The organism is Paenibacillus sp. FSL R7-0331, assembly GCF_000758645.1.
Classification (GTDB): domain Bacteria; phylum Bacillota; class Bacilli; order Paenibacillales; family Paenibacillaceae; genus Paenibacillus_AQ; species Paenibacillus_AQ camerounensis.
Genome location: NZ_CP009284.1, coordinates 5,273,328 through 5,288,426, shown reverse-complemented (window position 1 = coordinate 5,288,426; position 15,099 = coordinate 5,273,328). Strand labels below are relative to the sequence as shown.

The 15,099-nt window shown below is 52.4% G+C and carries 13 protein-coding genes and 1 other RNA gene; 13 read left to right on the top strand and 1 reads right to left on the bottom strand.

Annotated features, from left to right (window positions below; translation table 11 throughout):
- Nucleotides 1-105 precede the first annotated feature (105 nt).
- The 13 genes from R70331_RS22810 to rnpB all read left to right on the top strand — a co-directional run bounded on the left by R70331_RS22810 (nt 106) and on the right by rnpB (nt 13,666).
- Nucleotides 106-561, top strand: a complete 456-nt coding sequence (locus R70331_RS22810) for a cytidine deaminase (RefSeq protein ID WP_269322212.1) — start codon at nt 106-108, stop codon at nt 559-561.
- A 762-nt stretch (nt 562-1,323) separates the two neighbouring features.
- Nucleotides 1,324-2,217: a GTPase Era gene (era, locus tag R70331_RS22805; RefSeq protein WP_042179406.1), complete on the top strand. Its 894-nt coding sequence runs from the start codon at nt 1,324-1,326 to the stop codon at nt 2,215-2,217.
- 107 nt (nt 2,218-2,324) lie between these two features.
- Nucleotides 2,325-2,468: a YqzL family protein gene (locus tag R70331_RS31235; RefSeq protein WP_081947721.1), complete on the top strand. Its 144-nt coding sequence runs from the start codon at nt 2,325-2,327 to the stop codon at nt 2,466-2,468.
- A gap of 36 nt (nt 2,469-2,504) precedes the next feature.
- Nucleotides 2,505-3,260: a DNA repair protein RecO gene (recO, locus tag R70331_RS22800; protein ID WP_042179404.1), complete on the top strand. Its 756-nt coding sequence runs from the start codon at nt 2,505-2,507 to the stop codon at nt 3,258-3,260.
- 468 nt (nt 3,261-3,728) lie between these two features.
- Nucleotides 3,729-4,616, top strand: a complete 888-nt coding sequence (gene glyQ / locus R70331_RS22795) for a glycine--tRNA ligase subunit alpha (RefSeq protein WP_042179402.1) — start codon at nt 3,729-3,731, stop codon at nt 4,614-4,616.
- On the top strand, nt 4,609-6,690 hold the full coding sequence (gene glyS / locus R70331_RS22790; protein ID WP_042179400.1) for a glycine--tRNA ligase subunit beta: 2,082 nt from the start codon (nt 4,609-4,611) through the stop codon (nt 6,688-6,690). The genes glyQ and glyS overlap by 8 nt, the downstream gene beginning before the upstream one ends.
- A gap of 213 nt (nt 6,691-6,903) precedes the next feature.
- On the top strand, nt 6,904-7,377 hold the full coding sequence (locus R70331_RS22785; protein WP_197071359.1) for a YaiI/YqxD family protein: 474 nt from the start codon (nt 6,904-6,906) through the stop codon (nt 7,375-7,377).
- 41 nt (nt 7,378-7,418) lie between these two features.
- Nucleotides 7,419-9,239: a DNA primase gene (gene dnaG, locus R70331_RS22780; RefSeq protein ID WP_042179396.1), complete on the top strand. Its 1,821-nt coding sequence runs from the start codon at nt 7,419-7,421 to the stop codon at nt 9,237-9,239.
- A gap of 40 nt (nt 9,240-9,279) precedes the next feature.
- Complete coding sequence (rpoD, locus tag R70331_RS22775) at nt 9,280-10,413, top strand: RNA polymerase sigma factor RpoD (protein WP_042179394.1); 1,134 nt, start codon at nt 9,280-9,282, stop codon at nt 10,411-10,413.
- Between the two features lie 94 nt (nt 10,414-10,507).
- Nucleotides 10,508-11,332 carry a hypothetical protein gene (locus R70331_RS22770; RefSeq protein ID WP_042179392.1) on the top strand — a complete coding sequence of 275 codons (825 nt, stop codon included), beginning with the start codon at nt 10,508-10,510 and terminating at the stop codon, nt 11,330-11,332.
- The gene (locus R70331_RS22765; protein WP_042179391.1) at nt 11,329-12,105 is read left to right on the top strand and encodes a tRNA (adenine(22)-N(1))-methyltransferase; all 777 of its coding nucleotides are present in this window, start codon (nt 11,329-11,331) and stop codon (nt 12,103-12,105) included. The genes R70331_RS22770 and R70331_RS22765 overlap by 4 nt, the downstream gene beginning before the upstream one ends.
- Nucleotides 12,081-13,196 (top strand): Nif3-like dinuclear metal center hexameric protein, encoded by a 1,116-nt coding sequence (locus R70331_RS22760; RefSeq protein WP_042179388.1) that lies wholly within the window; start codon nt 12,081-12,083, stop codon nt 13,194-13,196. Before R70331_RS22765 ends, R70331_RS22760 begins: the two co-directional genes overlap by 25 nt.
- A gap of 62 nt (nt 13,197-13,258) precedes the next feature.
- Nucleotides 13,259-13,666: RNase P RNA component class A (gene rnpB, locus R70331_RS30870), an RNA gene on the top strand.
- A gap of 203 nt (nt 13,667-13,869) precedes the next feature.
- Here rnpB and R70331_RS22755 read toward each other — a convergent pair.
- On the bottom strand, nt 13,870-15,099 hold the full coding sequence (locus R70331_RS22755) for an aminotransferase-like domain-containing protein (protein WP_042179386.1): 1,230 nt from the start codon (nt 15,097-15,099) through the stop codon (nt 13,870-13,872).

Here is a 15,099-nt window from a genome sequence, read left to right as displayed (position 1 = left end):
CGCCTTGCTGATCACAAGGTAAGTGAAGGCTTACGAAGCGGGATTAACCCGTAATATAATGCAAATCGTTAACGCCGGCAAAACTATATAATTGAACATGAAAAAGTGTCATATGCTGAACAAACCTTTAGGAGGGCCACTATGGAATCTGCTCTACTTCTCCAGGAAGCGATTAAGGCCAGAACCAATGCATATATACCGTATTCCCGTTTTGGCGTCGGCGCAGCCCTGCTGGATCAGGACGGTCATGTCCACCACGGCTGTAATATTGAGAATGCCGCCTACGGCCCGACTAACTGCGGCGAACGGACCGCGCTGTTCCGTGCTGTCGCGGACGGCCACAAGCCGGGCACCTTCCAGGCGATCGCAGTTGTTGCAGATACAGACGGGCCTGTCTCCCCTTGCGGCGTCTGCCGCCAGGTAATGGTAGAGCTCTGCGGCCCTGATATGAAGGTGATCCTCGGCAACCTGAAAGGTGACATTGTGGAGACAACCGTGCGTGATTTGCTGCCTGGCGCGTTTACGACCGCCGATCTGGAGCAGGGGCAGGCGCCCGAATAGACTGGCCGGTTGCTGGCTGGTTATTACCCCGCTAGTTGCTGCCTGGCCGGTTATTATCTGGCTGGTTATTATTATCTGGGCAACTGCTGCCTGCCGGATCGCTGACATTCCAGTTTAGCTGCACTTTGTACAACTAAACCAAGTTATATTTGCCTGCAGCTGAGATTAACTGCAGTTTGTGCAACTATATTGCTGTTTTTTGACCGAAAACGCTCAAATGTCCAAAAATAACTGCACAGAATACAGCTAAACCGGTAAAACACCTGGTTCGGGCTTAAATAATTGTACAAAATACAGTTAAAGCTGTGTTGTTCGGCTTGCCATTTACACTAATCCCGGCCTAGCTAAAAAGCACACAAAAAACCGTTATGTTAGTTGACTAATATCCTGGTATCGCTGAGTGCTCCCTTGAGTAGGATGGGAGGACAAAAGGTTTGATTAGTTAACTAATATCCCGAGCACCGCTATCCAGCGTGTTCCCGCAGGGAACGAAAGTGATGCAAGCACAAGTGTCTGCTCTAAACGCTCAAATCTGCTCACTCACTATCCCGAGCACCAACAGTCCAGCGTGTTCCCGCAGGGAACGAAAGCGCTCATAGCGCTAAATGTCTGTTCGAAGCGCCGATAACTGCTAAAACGCCTATTTCCGGGTGTCCAGAGGGCCGGGGCCCTTGGGGTCCCCCTTGGGTAAGGGGGATTTAGGGGATCGAAAAAAGGTTTCAAGCTTTTTAATTTTTGTTTTAACACGAAAGGGAAGATCATATGAAATTCAAATCAGGATTTGTCGCTATTATCGGCAGACCAAATGTAGGTAAATCAACACTAATGAACCAGGTGATTGGGCAAAAAATCGCCATTATGTCGGACAAGCCCCAGACAACGCGCAACAAAATCCACGGGGTGTACACAGCGAACAATTCGCAGATTGTGTTCCTGGACACGCCGGGTATTCATAAAAGACAGTCCAAGCTGGGTGACTACATGAACCAGACGGCGCTCAGCACCCTGCATGAAGTAGAGGCTGTGCTGTTCCTGGTGGATGCTTCGGAAGGGATGGGCGGCGGTGACCGTTTTATCGCTGAGCAATTGAAAGAGGTTAAGACACCTGTAATTTTGGTTATGAACAAGATTGACAAAATCGAGCCTGAAGTACTGCTTCCGCTGATTACGGAATACAACAAGCTGCATACGTTTGCTGAAATCGTTCCGATTTCCGCTAAGGTTGGCAGCAACGTAAACACCCTGCTGGAACAGATTTCTAAGTATCTGCCGGAAGGGCCGCAGTATTATCCTGAGGATCAGGTAACAGACCATCCGGAGCAATTCGTCTGCGCCGAGCTGATTCGTGAGAAGATCCTTCACATGACCCGCGAAGAGGTGCCGCATTCCATTGCGGTAGGTATAGAGGATATGCGTGTTGAGCCGAACGGGGTAGTGCATATCAGTGCAATTATTTTTGTAGAGCGCGATTCGCAGAAGGGAATTATTATCGGCAAGCAGGGGGCGCTTCTGAAGGAAGTCGGCAGACGGGCCCGCACGGATATCCAGAACCTGCTGGGATCGAAGATTTTCTTGGAGCTATGGGTAAAAGTGAAAAAAGACTGGCGCAACCAGGACCGCGTTCTGCGCGATTTAGGCTTCCACAAAGACCTATAATTCTGTATCCGCGGCTGTTATGGCAGGAATTGCAAGGATAAACCTCAGCACAGCGCACATCCTAGTTCTGAAGAGACATCGTGTTTCCGAAGAAAGGATGAATACGAATGCGAGACTTTTCGTGGAAGTATTTTGCAATGACTGGAGATGTCGATGCATATCTGCTGTATAGGCAAGCCGCAGATCCGCTGGAGGCGGGCGGACCGCTGATTGCGGAGGAAGAGCAGGTTCTTGATGAAGAAGCAGAGTAAAGACTGGTTGCTTGCCGGATGGTTGGGGGAAGAGGCATGCTACACAGGGTGGAAGGGATCGTCATCCGCAGTATGGATTACGGCGAAGGGAACGCCATCATTACGCTTTGCACCGAGAACGCCGGCAAAGTAGGCGTTCTCGTTCGCGGCGCCAAAAAGGTCAAGAGCCGCCATGCTGCGCTGATCCAGCTGTTTACAACCGGCGAATTTGTATTTTTCCGCAACAACGGGGGACTGGGTACCCTGAACGCAGGGGAAATTATTCAGTCCCGTCACGGGCTGCGGACAGACCTGATCAAAGCGGCGTATGCTTCATACGCCTGCGAGCTGCTGGACCGTGTATTGCATGACGAGGAGACCGGCAGCTTCTGGTTCCGCCAGCTGTCGGCATGTCTTAGTGCACTGGAGGAAGACAAGGAACCGGGCATCATTATTAATGTATTCGAGATGAAAATACTGCAGGCCGCAGGGTACGGACCGGAGCTGGATCAGTGTATCGTCTGCGGGCGGGAAAAGCCTGATGAAGAGCTGCGGATCAGTCCGCGGCTCGGCGGCGTCTTATGCCGCAGCTGCAGGCACAATGATCCGCCGGCGATGGAAATTTCTCCGCGTGCCCTGAAGCTCCTGCGCCTGTTCGCTGCCCTTGACCTGACACGCCTCGGCAATGTCGATGTAAAGGAAGCGACCCGCAGCGAGCTGAAGACCGTAATGCGCGCCTTTATGGATGCCCAGCTCGGGCTGAGGCTGAAGTCACAGGGCTTCCTCGACCAGCTGGATAAATACAATATTTGACGAATCCCGAATTTTCCGTTACTATGGGAACAGTTTCTTTTGTAATTAGATGCCGGTGTAGCTCTGAAGCCTCAGAGACGTGCAGGGATCGGGAAAGTAATGAACGCATTTGCTGCTTAAGCGAGCCGGGGGGAGTGGAAGCCCGGTAGCACAAGGTTCATGAACAAGGCACCCGGGAGTACGGATTCGGCAGAATGAAAAGTGGGTTTCGTCTATTCGTGTTGCAGCGGTGCATATAGCAGCCGGCAATGCGGTACGTAATCAAGTAGGGTGGAACCGCGGGAGTATATGTTAAGCTCTCGTCCCTATGTCTGGATTATCAGGCATGGGGGCGGGAGCTTTTTTGCATGCAGTATCAGGGATCTGTCCCGGTACTGCAGCATAGAAGAACGCCGCCTCCATCGCGGCACAGTAAAAAGCCTTACGGCAGCAATGCCAACAAACTTGTAAAGCGAAGGAGTCGGTAGTATGAATTTTCAGCAGATGATCTTAACGCTGCAGCAGTTCTGGGCAGAACAGAATTGTATTCTCGTCCAGCCGTACGATACGGAAAAAGGGGCGGGAACGATGAACCCTATGACGTTTTTGCGCTCACTGGGACCAGAGCCTTGGAAGGTAGCTTATGTGGAGCCTTCCCGCCGCCCGTCGGACGGCCGTTATGGCGAGAATCCAAACCGTTTGTACCAGCATCACCAGTTCCAGGTCATTATCAAGCCTTCGCCGGACAACATTCAGGAGCTATATCTGGACAGTCTGAAGGCGCTGGGAGTAGATCCTCTTTTGCATGACATCCGTTTTGTTGAAGATAACTGGGAGAATCCGTCGCTGGGCTGTGCAGGCCTTGGCTGGGAAGTGTGGCTGGACGGAATGGAAATCACGCAGTTCACTTACTTCCAGCAGGTCGGCGGAATTGAGACCAGTCCGGTAGCTGTTGAAATTACTTACGGTATGGAGCGTCTGGCTTCCTACATTCAGGAAAAGGAAAATGTGTTCGACCTGGAGTGGGTAGACGGAGTGACTTACGGGGATGTGTTCCATCAGCCCGAGGTCGAGCATTCCACGTATACTTTTGAAGTATCGGATGTGCAGATGCTCTTTACCCTGTTTAACACTTACGAACAGGAAGCGCGCAGAGCGATGGATGACCATCTGGTATTCCCGGCCTATGATTATGTGCTGAAATGCTCGCATACCTTCAACCTTTTGGATGCGCGCGGAGCGATCAGTGTAACGGAACGGACCGGCTTTATTACAAGAGTGCGCAATCTGGCCCGTACCGTTGCTGCGACGTATATGGAGGAACGCGAGAAGCTGGGCTTCCCGCTGCTGAAGAAAGAGGGTGCTGAGCATGTCTAAAGATATTTTGTTCGAGATCGGACTTGAGGAAATTCCGGCCCGCTTTATCCGGGCGGCGATGGAGCAGCTTCAGGAGAGAACGGCCAAATGGCTGGAAGCTTCACGCATTGAGCACGGCGGAGTAACGGCTTATGCCACACCGCGCAGACTGTCTGTACTGGTAAAGGATGCTGCCGAGAAGCAGGCCGATGTCAGTGAAGAGGTAAAAGGCCCTTCGCGTAAAATCGCACTTGATGCAAACGGTGACTGGAGCAAGGCGGCGCTTGGTTTTGCCCGCAGCCAGGGAGTAGAGCCTGAACAATTTACCTTCAAAGAGCTGGCAGGCGTTGAATACATCTATGCGACCAAGAACAGTGACGGTGTTGAAACTTCCTCCCTGCTTAGTGAGGGGCTTACCGGTATTGTGAACGCGATGACATTTCCAAAAAATATGCGCTGGGGCGCGTATGATTTCAAATTTGTCCGTCCGATCCGCTGGCTGGTAGCATTGTTCGGCCAGGAGATTATTAATCTGGAAATTACCGGTGTTAAAGCAGGTAATGTGAGCCGCGGACACCGTTTCCTGGGTACAGAGACCGTCATTGCCCAGCCGGCAGATTATGTTGAAGCGCTGCGTGCGCAGCATGTACTGGTGGATGTGAAGGAACGCGAAGAGCTGATTCTGAACCAGATCAACAAGCTGGCGGCAGACAAAGAATGGACTATCGCGATTAAAGAAGATCTGCTGGAGGAGGTTCTGTTCCTGGTGGAGACACCGACGGTCCTGTTCGGCACCTTCGATGAATCTTTCCTCAATATTCCCCAGGATGTGCTGATTACCTCGATGCGTGAGCATCAGCGTTATTTCCCTGTACTGGACAGTGCGGGCAAGCTGCTTCCGTTCTTTGTAACGGTGCGTAACGGTAATGCCGAGTCGCTTGATGTCATTGCAAAAGGAAATGAGAAGGTACTGCGCGCCCGCCTGTCGGATGCCAAGTTCTTCTATGAGGAAGACCAGAAGCTGCAGATCAGCGATGCTCTGGCTAAGCTGGAATCGATCGTCTATCAGGTGGAGCTGGGAAGCATCGGCGACAAAGTACGCAGAATACGGGCTATTGCTGACCGTCTTGCCGCTAAACTTGGACTCTCTCCCGCTGCTGCTGCAGAAGTCAGCCGTACTGCAGACATCTGCAAATTCGATCTGGTAACGCAAATGGTAGGTGAATTCCCTGAGCTGCAGGGTACGATGGGTGAGGACTACGCCCGCAAAGCCGGAGAAGCCGAGAATGTGGCAAAAGGAATCTTCGAGCACTACCAGCCGCGTTTTGCCGGAGACAGCGTGCCATCGACTGAAGCAGGGCTGGTGGTCAGCCTGGCCGATAAAATTGATACGATCGTCGGAAGCTTTTCCATTGGAGTAATCCCGACCGGCTCCCAGGACCCTTACGCACTGCGCCGTCAGGCAGCAGGAATTGTGCAGATGCTGCTGGAGCATAAGCTGCCTGTCAGCTTGCAGGAAATTTTCACTGCGGCAGTGGAAGTACATGAAAGTTTGCGCGGAGAGAAACATTTTGCCCCTGAACTGCGTAATAACCTGTACGAGTTCTTCGGCCTTCGTGTGAAGCGCCTGTTGTCTGACGACAATATCCGCTACGATGTCGTAGAAGCTGTGACGGCTGCAGGATTTGACGATATCGTAGATGTTGTCGGCAGAAGCCGTGCGCTTACAGAAGCTGTAAGTACTCAGGATGATTTTAAAATTACCGTTGATTCCCTGACCCGCGTCAGTAATTTGGCAGCCAAAGCTGCAGAGGGTGTCGCTATCCAGCCTTCTCTGCTGAAGGAAAATGCCGAAGTGAAGCTGTATGAGACATGGCAGGGTATTCATGAGCCGTACCAGCAAGCACTATCAGCCCGTGATGCCGCTGAAGCACTCCGGATTCTGTCCGGTCTGAAGGATGCCGTCACCGGATTCTTTGATTCCGTAATGGTCATGGCTGAGGACGAGCAAATCCGTTCGAACCGTCTTGCGCTGCTGGCAGGTGTGGATGCGGACTCCCGGTCCTTTGCCGATTTCGGCAAGCTGGTGTGGTAATTCATTTGCTGTAGAATCACTTTTTTAAGCCGTTCGCCTAAAAAATGTTGTGATTTTGTGTGAACTATGGTATAGATCGATGGTTTGGGGTATAAATATACGGAACGGTGCCAATGCGTAAGTTGACATCCGTTCCGTATTTATGCTTTATCGAAAGAAGGATTTCGGTTTGCGTAAAGCGTATATATATTACACAGGAACCTGGTGGTGGCAATGGAAAAGTCCCAAAGAATGAAAATTGTAGTCGACGGGGACGCTTGTCCGGTCAAAAAAGAAATTATCGCCTGCGCCCATACCTTTGGCGTACCTGTTCTCATGGTCTCTTCCTATGATCATGTGCTTCAGGCGGAAGAGGGTGTTACGGTAGTTCAGGTTGACCGCGGAGCAGACAGCGCCGATCTTTATATCGCCAATCATATTATTGCCGGGGATATCGTGGTTACCCAGGATTACGGTCTGGCTGCATTGGCGCTGGGCAAACGCTGCCGGGTGCTGTCGAACCGCGGACAGGAATATGAGGATTCCAAGATGGATTTTATGCTGGAAGGCAGGCATGCCAGAGCAGTGGAACGCAGGCGCGGACAGTATTCCAAAGGGCCAAAAGCGATCACCGCCGAGGAGAAAAATCTTTTTCAACATAAACTGACAAAACTTTTAACACTTTTGCAGGAGAATGTGCAGCTATAGCGAATTATATTTATTTGTATAAGAGATGAAGGTGGCTAAAAGTGGCAAGCGGACACGGTAATATTCCGGAAGAAGTTATCGAGAGCGTGCTGGCGCGGCATGATATTGTAGAAACCGTCAGCAAGGTTGTCCATCTCACCAAGCAGGGGAAATATTTATGGGGCCTCTGCCCGTTCCACTCGGAGAAATCCCCTTCCTTCACAGTAACCCCTGACCGGGGAGTATTTCATTGCTTTGGCTGCGGCATGGGCGGAAATGCCATCAAATTCAGGATGGAAATCGAAGGACTCTCCTTCCCCGAAGCAGTCAGAATAATGGCGGAAGAAAGTGATATTGCTGTTCCCGAGGGTAAGGGCGGAACACTGTCTCCCCCGGATCCTGAACGGGACCGGCTGATTTCAGCTTATGAATTGTCGGCAAAGTTTTATCATTTTCTGCTGAAGAATACGGAATACGGCACAGCCGCAATGAATTATTTGAGATCCCGGAACTTCAGCGACAAAATGATTGACCAGTTTCAGATCGGGTTTGCTCCGGACCGCTGGGATACGCTGCTGCAATTCCTGGAAAAACGCGGGTTTGATCTTGCTGAAATGGAAAAGGGCGGGCTGCTGTCTGCCAGAGGTGAAGGCAAAGGCTACATTGACCGCTTCCGCGGACGGATCATTTTTCCGATTGCGAACCGGATGGGCAAGGTGGTTGCTTTTGCCGGAAGAATCCTCGGAGACGGACAGCCAAAGTATCTGAATTCCGCGGAGAGCAGAATATTTAACAAAAGCCGGATTTTGTACAATCTGCACCAGTCCAAAGCATCCATCCGCAAAACGCGGCAAATTGTCCTGTTTGAAGGATACGGCGATGTCATTTCGGCCTGGGAAGCAGGGGTGCATAACGGTGTGGCTACTATGGGCACGTCTCTTACAGAAAGCCATGTAGCACTGATGAAAAGTCTGGGAGACGAGATTGTGCTCTCCTATGACGGCGACAAGGCGGGACAAGCAGCAGCGCTGAAAGCAATCCCGATGCTGGAGGAAAGCGGGCTGCGTGTGAAGGTGGCCGTACTGCCGGGCGGAATGGACCCTGATGAATTTATCTCCCGTCACGGCGGGGAGAGCTTCATGGAGCGGATCATTGATTCAGCGGTCTCAGCCATAAAATTTAAGCTTATATATCTGAAAAAAAACCATATACTCCTAGAGGAAGACGGCAAAATCGCCTATGTCAAGGAGGCGCTGCAGATTATTGCCACCCTGCAATCCTCAACCGAGCGGGAAGTATATTTGCGGGAAATATCCTCCGAGCTGGAGCTGTCCTATGACAGCCTGAAGCAGGACTGCAACTTACTCCGGGCATCGATGCAAAAAAACATGCCTGAAGGGGATAATAACGACAAAAGGTGGAATAATGGTAGGCATAAAAAAGGGCAGGTGCAAACACCGGCTTTGCTCCCCGCTTATCATGCTGCAGAACGGAGACTGCTGTCATTAATGATACAGGACCCGGATGCTGCCGCCTATGTGGGCGAACGCCTCGGAGAAGAGTTCAACATCGATGATCATGCGGCAATTGCCGCTTATCTATATGCCTACTACGCGCAAGGCAAACCACCCGGCATCAGCCGGTTTCTATCATCGCTTCAGGATGACCGTCTGGAGAAAACCGCTACGGCAATATCCATGATGGACACCCCTCCGGACTGGAACACGCAGGTTCTGGATGACTGCATCCGTGAAGTGAGAAAATACCCTGTACAGCGCAAGATGGAGCAGAAGCGTGAAGAGATGATTCAAGCGGAGAAATCCGGTGACTTTTTGCGTGCGGCACAAATAGCAAGTGAGATTATAACCCTAGAGAGACAATGAGGAACTGACAGGATGTACCTAGGGAGGAGGGAGTCGAATTATGGCGAACGATCAGCATACTGAACTGGAAGCAGAATTTACTCTGGATCAGGTTAAGGACCAGCTTATTGAACAAGGTAAAAAAAGATCATCTCTGAATTACAAAGATATCATGGAGAAACTGTCGCCGTTTGATCAGGACCCCGAGCAGATGGAGGAGTTCTACGAGCAGCTCAGCGATCACGGGATTGAAGTGGTTAATGATAACGAGGATGAAGGCTCTCCGCTGCGTCAGGGGGAGGACAGTGAGAATAACGATAGTGATGATTTCAGCTTTGACGACGACTTGTCGCTTCCGCCAGGAATCAAAATTAACGACCCTGTCCGGATGTATCTGAAGGAAATCGGCCGTGTGCCCCTGCTCTCTGCGGATGATGAAGTAGAGCTGGCCATGCGCATCAAGAACGGTGACGAGGAAGCGAAGCGCCGTCTGGCGGAAGCCAACCTCCGTCTCGTTGTAAGTATCGCCAAGCGTTATGTCGGACGCGGCATGCTGTTCCTGGATCTGATTCAGGAGGGCAACATGGGTCTGATCAAAGCGGTTGAAAAGTTCGACCACAACAAAGGCTTCAAATTCAGTACCTATGCCACATGGTGGATCCGCCAGGCGATCACCCGTGCAATTGCCGACCAGGCCCGCACGATCCGTATTCCGGTGCATATGGTTGAGACGATCAACAAGCTGATCCGTGTCTCCCGCCAGCTGCTGCAGGAACTGGGACGCGAGCCGTCGCCGGAGGAAATTGCTGCAGAGATGGAACTGACCGTGGAGAAGGTCAGAGAAATCATGAAGATTGCTCAAGAGCCGGTATCGCTGGAAACACCGATCGGGGAAGAGGATGACTCGCATCTGGGCGATTTCATTGAGGATCAGGAGGCGCTGGCGCCTGCGGATGCAGCTGCTTATGAGCTGCTGAAGGAACAGCTGGAGGATGTACTGGACACGCTCACCGAGCGTGAAGAGAACGTGCTTAGACTCCGTTTCGGTCTGGATGACGGACGGACAAGAACACTAGAGGAAGTAGGCAAGGTATTTGGCGTAACCCGTGAGCGGATTCGTCAGATCGAAGCCAAGGCGCTGCGCAAGCTGCGTCATCCGAGCCGCAGCAAACGGCTTAAGGATTTCCTCGAATAGATGTACTATACCCGGACCTTCTGCTGCACGGCGGCAGGAGGTCCTTTGCGCTTAAGAACAGCCTAAGCACCAGGGGGAAATGGGGGATCGGGCGTTGAATCTGGAAAAACGTGAGACCATTATTAAAGAGATTCAATACTGGAGAAGAAGCAAGCTGCTGCCGGAGCAATACTGTGATTTCCTGAGTAACCTTTATAATGACGAGGATAAAATCAAGGACAGTAATCCGGTGTCACTGCAAAATCTGCAGCAGGGAAGCATCAAAATATGGCTGTTTGGTTTTGGAATAATTTCCTTGATTTTCATGATTAGTCTTTATTTTAGCGTTTTTCCCTGGCCTTTGCAACTTGCAACGGCACTATGTGTCTTAGTCGTCTGTTACGGGTATTCGGCTATTTACCGGGACCGGAACCAGAGCATCAGCCTGCTGCTGGCCGGAGTCGGCAGCATCCTGACACTCGGCTTCGGCTTGTGGCTGATTGCCCTGCATAACCTTGATCCTGATTTCTGGCGGCCTCTGCTGATAGCCGCGTGCGGGCTGCTCTGGAGTGCGCTGGGCTTCATGCTGCGGATCGGATTGCTGCATTACTGCGGAATAGCCTTCTGGGCACTCCTGTATGCCGGATTCTCCGGACAGATGCGTCCTGAGGCGTCCATGCTGGAGCTTGAGCTGCTCTGGCTGCCGCTGTGTGTAATCATGGTGTGGCTGAGCTGGCTGCTCTATCACAAGGTGAGCGGCGTGTCAGGCGTCTATCTGGGTGTCGGGGTTTCATTGTGGTTAATGCCGGAAGTTGATGCGCTGTGGCTAAGAGAGGGCTTTCCGGACTGGGTATCGCTGTTACTGATAGTGAAGATTGCGGCGGGGCTGGCTCTGCTGTTTATTTTCCGAAAAAAATGGATAACGTGGGTGGCATCATGAACAAAGTAAAATTATCAGACCGGCTGCAGCTTCTGCTGGAACAGGTGCCGGAAGGAAGCAGACTCGCCGATATCGGCTCTGATCACGCACTGCTTCCGGTAGCTGCTGTCGAGAGCGGCAAAGCTGTCTCTGCAATTGCCGGTGAAGTAAATCCCGGTCCGTATGATGCGGCGCGCAAAGGCGTTGCAGAAGCCGGATTAGGCGCAAGAATAGCCGTCCGCCGAGGTGACGGCCTGGAAGTGCTGGAACCCGGTGAAGCGGACTGTATCACAATCGCCGGCATGGGCGGATCGCTGATCGCAGCCATTCTTGAACGCGGCCGGGTGCTCGGTAAGCTGGAGGGTGTTAAGACCCTGGCGCTGCAGCCGAATGTCGGCGAGGATATTCTGCGCCGCTGGCTGCTGAATAACGGCTGGGTGGTCACTACCGAGCATATCCTCGAGGAGGATGGAAAAACGTATGAAGTGCTGACTGCGCTGCCTGAAGGACAGGCCTTCGGACTGACAAATGAGCAGCTGTATCTTGAGCGTGTGCTGCCGGGCGGCGCCGTGTTGAGTCCGGAGCTGCTGCTGCAGATGGGTCCTTGGCTGCTGGAGAGACCGAATGCGGTGTTCTTTTCCAAATGGCAGGGTGAGATCACCAAGCTGGAGGGAATATTGGCTTCACTGTCCCGTTCTGAGCTGGAATCGGCAGAAGAGAAGCGGAATGCAATCCGGACGCAGATCAAGAGAATTTCGGAGGTGCTGGAATGTTTGCCAAAGGACAGACGGTAATCAGCTATATGGAGCAGCTTGCCCCGAAGCATCTGGCAGAGGAATGGGATAATGTGGGCTTGCAGCTTGGCAGCCTGCAAAAGGAAATTACCGGTGTACTGGTTGCGCTTGATGTAAACGATGCAGTCGTGGACGAAGCGGTTGCCAAAGGCTGCAATCTGATTATTGCGCATCATGCGATTATTTTCCGGCCGATCAAAGGAATTCAGACTGACACCCCTATGGGTAAACTATACGAAAAGCTGATTAAAAACGATATTGCCGTCTATATCAGCCACACCAACCTTGATGTGGCTGAAGGCGGGATGAATGACTGGATGGCTGAAGCGCTGGGTATTGTAGGCGGTGCGCCGATCAAGGATATTCATACGGATCAGCTGTCCAAGCTGGTCGTGTTCGTTCCAAAGGACCATCATCAGAAGGTACTGGATGCGATCCTGAACGCAGGTGCGGGCTGGATCGGCAATTACAGCCACTGCAGCTTCAACATAGAGGGCTATGGTACGTTTGTGCCGCGCGAAGGCTCGGACCCTTATATCGGTGAAGCCGGCAAAATGGAGCGGGCCGAGGAAATCCGCATCGAAACGATTGTGCCGCTGTCTGTCCGCAACAAGGTGGTGCAGGCGATGCTGAAGGCGCATCCTTATGAAGAGGTTGCTTATGATCTCTATTCGATGGATCTTAAAGGCCGCAGCTTTGGGCTTGGCCGGGTAGGCAAGCTTGAGGAGCCGGTAACACTCGGGGAATTCATCGAAACGGTCAAAAAAGGACTGGACGTGGAGCATGTCCGTGTTGTCGGCGACTTGAACCGCAAAATCCGCAAGGCCGCTGTAATGGGCGGCTCGGGGGCTAAGTATTATAACAGTGCTATTTTTAAAGGAGCCGATGTGCTGGTAACGGGTGATATTGATTACCATACCGCACAGGACGCTTACCTGGCCGGGATTACACTGATTGATCCGGGCCATAATGCCGAGAAGATTATGAAGCTCAAGGTAGCGGAGTTTATGAGCGGCAAGCTGACCGGGCATAAGTATGATACAACAGTCTTTGCTTCGGAAATCGGCACAGAGCCGTTCAGATTCCTCTAGAATCCTTTTATTTGTACTTGTGCAGGCTGGTGCAAGTCTGTATAATATACAATGTTGTTCGGGAAGTTTGACAGACAATCGCCGGCGGCTTGCCGCGGGAGGAAAGTCCGGGCTCCACAAGGCAGGGTGCTGGATAACGTCCAGTCGGCGCGAGCCGAAGGATAGTGCCACAGAAATGGACCGCCGATGGCCGCTTTCGGGCGGCACAGGCAAGGATGGAACCGAGGTGTAAGAGACCCCGAGGAACGCTGGTGACTTCGTTCCTGGTAAACCCCATCTGGAGCAAGACCTAATGAGACACAGCACTTCCTTAACCGGAAGGGCAGCCTTCGCCTGAGGCGTGTCTAGGTTGGTCGCTGGAGCTGTGCAGTAATGTACGGCCTAGATAGATGATTGTCGCTTATGGTGGGAGGGTTGTTCCCGTACGAACCACAACGAGCACAGAACCCGGCTTACGGCAAACTTTCCTAACTGACAACCTATTGTGACTGATATAGCTACTTATGAAGCTTATATACGACAAGCTAGCGGCCCTCCTGTGGAGGGCCGCTTTTCTATGTTCTTTGATATGCGTGCGGGGGGCATACTGAGGTTAAAGGTGTCATTGAAGTCCGTCTTGCTGTGTCTCAAGGTCAGCTTAGTATCTCAGCAGCAGTACCTCTCCAGAGCCTGTTTAAGCCAGTGTGCCGACTGCCCCGGCTACCGACATCCGGTAGTTCTCCAGCGCCTTCTCCAGCCGCCGTACAGCAGACGGCAGCAGCTCAGGCGGTGTGTGGGTGAAGTTGAGGCGCATGGCATTTCTCAGCGGGGATGCGGCATAGAACACCTCTCCCGGCACGAAGGCAACGCCCTGTTCTACCGCGAAAGGCAGCAGCTTGGCGGTATCTATGCCCTCAGACAGCTTCAGCCACAGGAACATCCCGCCGCGCGGCTCGTGGAAGCTGACATTCTTCCAGCACTCTCCGCTGAGCTCACCTGCCAGCAGCTTCATCCGCGCGTTGTACTCGCGTGAGATGAGGCGGATATGAGCCTCGATGTCGAAGTGCAGAAGCAGTTCATGCAGGGCGCGCTGATCAATAGCGCTGGAGTGCAGGTCGGCAGCCTGTTTAGCTTTGGCGATGACGCTGATTAGCCCGGAAGGACCGGTGATCCAGCCGGTGCGCAGAGCCGGTGCGACAATTTTGGAAAAGGTTCCGGTGTATACTACACACGGGTCTTCACCGGAATTTCTGTCGATGGCTGCCATTGCGGGTGGATAGGCGCCGGGAGTTTCGTCGAATGCAATCTCTCCGTAAGGATTATCTTCAAGGATCAGTACATTATAACGCCGGCATAATTCAACAGTCCGCTCCCGGCGCTCTCTGCTCCAGCTGCTTCCGGATGGATTGTTAAAGGTAGGAACGGTATAGAGCACCTTAGGCTGGTGCAGCTTCAGCAGCTCCTCCAGATGATCGGGCAGCATCCCCGATTCATCGCTATCTACTGTAATGAGCTCAGCCTGGTAGGAGTGGAGCACCTGCAGGGCAGCCAGATAAGTCGGAGCTTCAACCAGCACCTTATCCCCCGGATCAAGCAGCACCTTGCAGAACAGGTCGATTGCCTGCTGGGAGCCTGTGGTAAGCAGCATATCGCCGGCCTGAACCGGAATGCCCTGACGCCCAAGTCTTGCAGCTACCGCTTCACGCAGCGGAGCATAGCCTTCGGTAAGCCCGTACTGCAGCGAGGAAGCGCTGCCCGAGAGGGCACGGTTATAAGCATCACGCACCGCTTCCAGCGGGAAAAGCTCTTCTGCCGGCAGCCCGCCGGCCAGCGAAATAATATCTTTGCCTTGAGTAACCTTAAGGATGTCGCGAACGGCTGATGATCCGAGATGATGAGTCATCCCGGCGTAACGGATCTTCAT

Excerpts from the sequence above, each read along its gene's own strand:
- era (WP_042179406.1), top strand. The coding sequence starts at position 1,324 with ATGAAATTCAAATCAGGATTTGTCGCTATTATCGGCAGACCAAATGTA.
- R70331_RS31235 (WP_081947721.1), top strand. The coding sequence starts at position 2,325 with ATGCGAGACTTTTCGTGGAAGTATTTTGCAATGACTGGAGATGTCGAT.
- recO (WP_042179404.1), top strand. The coding sequence starts at position 2,505 with ATGCTACACAGGGTGGAAGGGATCGTCATCCGCAGTATGGATTACGGC.
- glyQ (WP_042179402.1), top strand. The coding sequence starts at position 3,729 with ATGAATTTTCAGCAGATGATCTTAACGCTGCAGCAGTTCTGGGCAGAA.
- glyS (WP_042179400.1), top strand. The coding sequence starts at position 4,609 with ATGTCTAAAGATATTTTGTTCGAGATCGGACTTGAGGAAATTCCGGCC.
- R70331_RS22785 (WP_197071359.1), top strand. The coding sequence starts at position 6,904 with ATGGAAAAGTCCCAAAGAATGAAAATTGTAGTCGACGGGGACGCTTGT.
- rpoD (WP_042179394.1), top strand. The coding sequence starts at position 9,280 with ATGGCGAACGATCAGCATACTGAACTGGAAGCAGAATTTACTCTGGAT.
- R70331_RS22765 (WP_042179391.1), top strand. The coding sequence starts at position 11,329 with ATGAACAAAGTAAAATTATCAGACCGGCTGCAGCTTCTGCTGGAACAG.
- R70331_RS22760 (WP_042179388.1), top strand. The coding sequence starts at position 12,081 with ATGTTTGCCAAAGGACAGACGGTAATCAGCTATATGGAGCAGCTTGCC.
- R70331_RS22755 (WP_042179386.1), bottom strand. The coding sequence starts at position 15,099 with ATGAAGATCCGTTACGCCGGGATGACTCATCATCTCGGATCATCAGCC.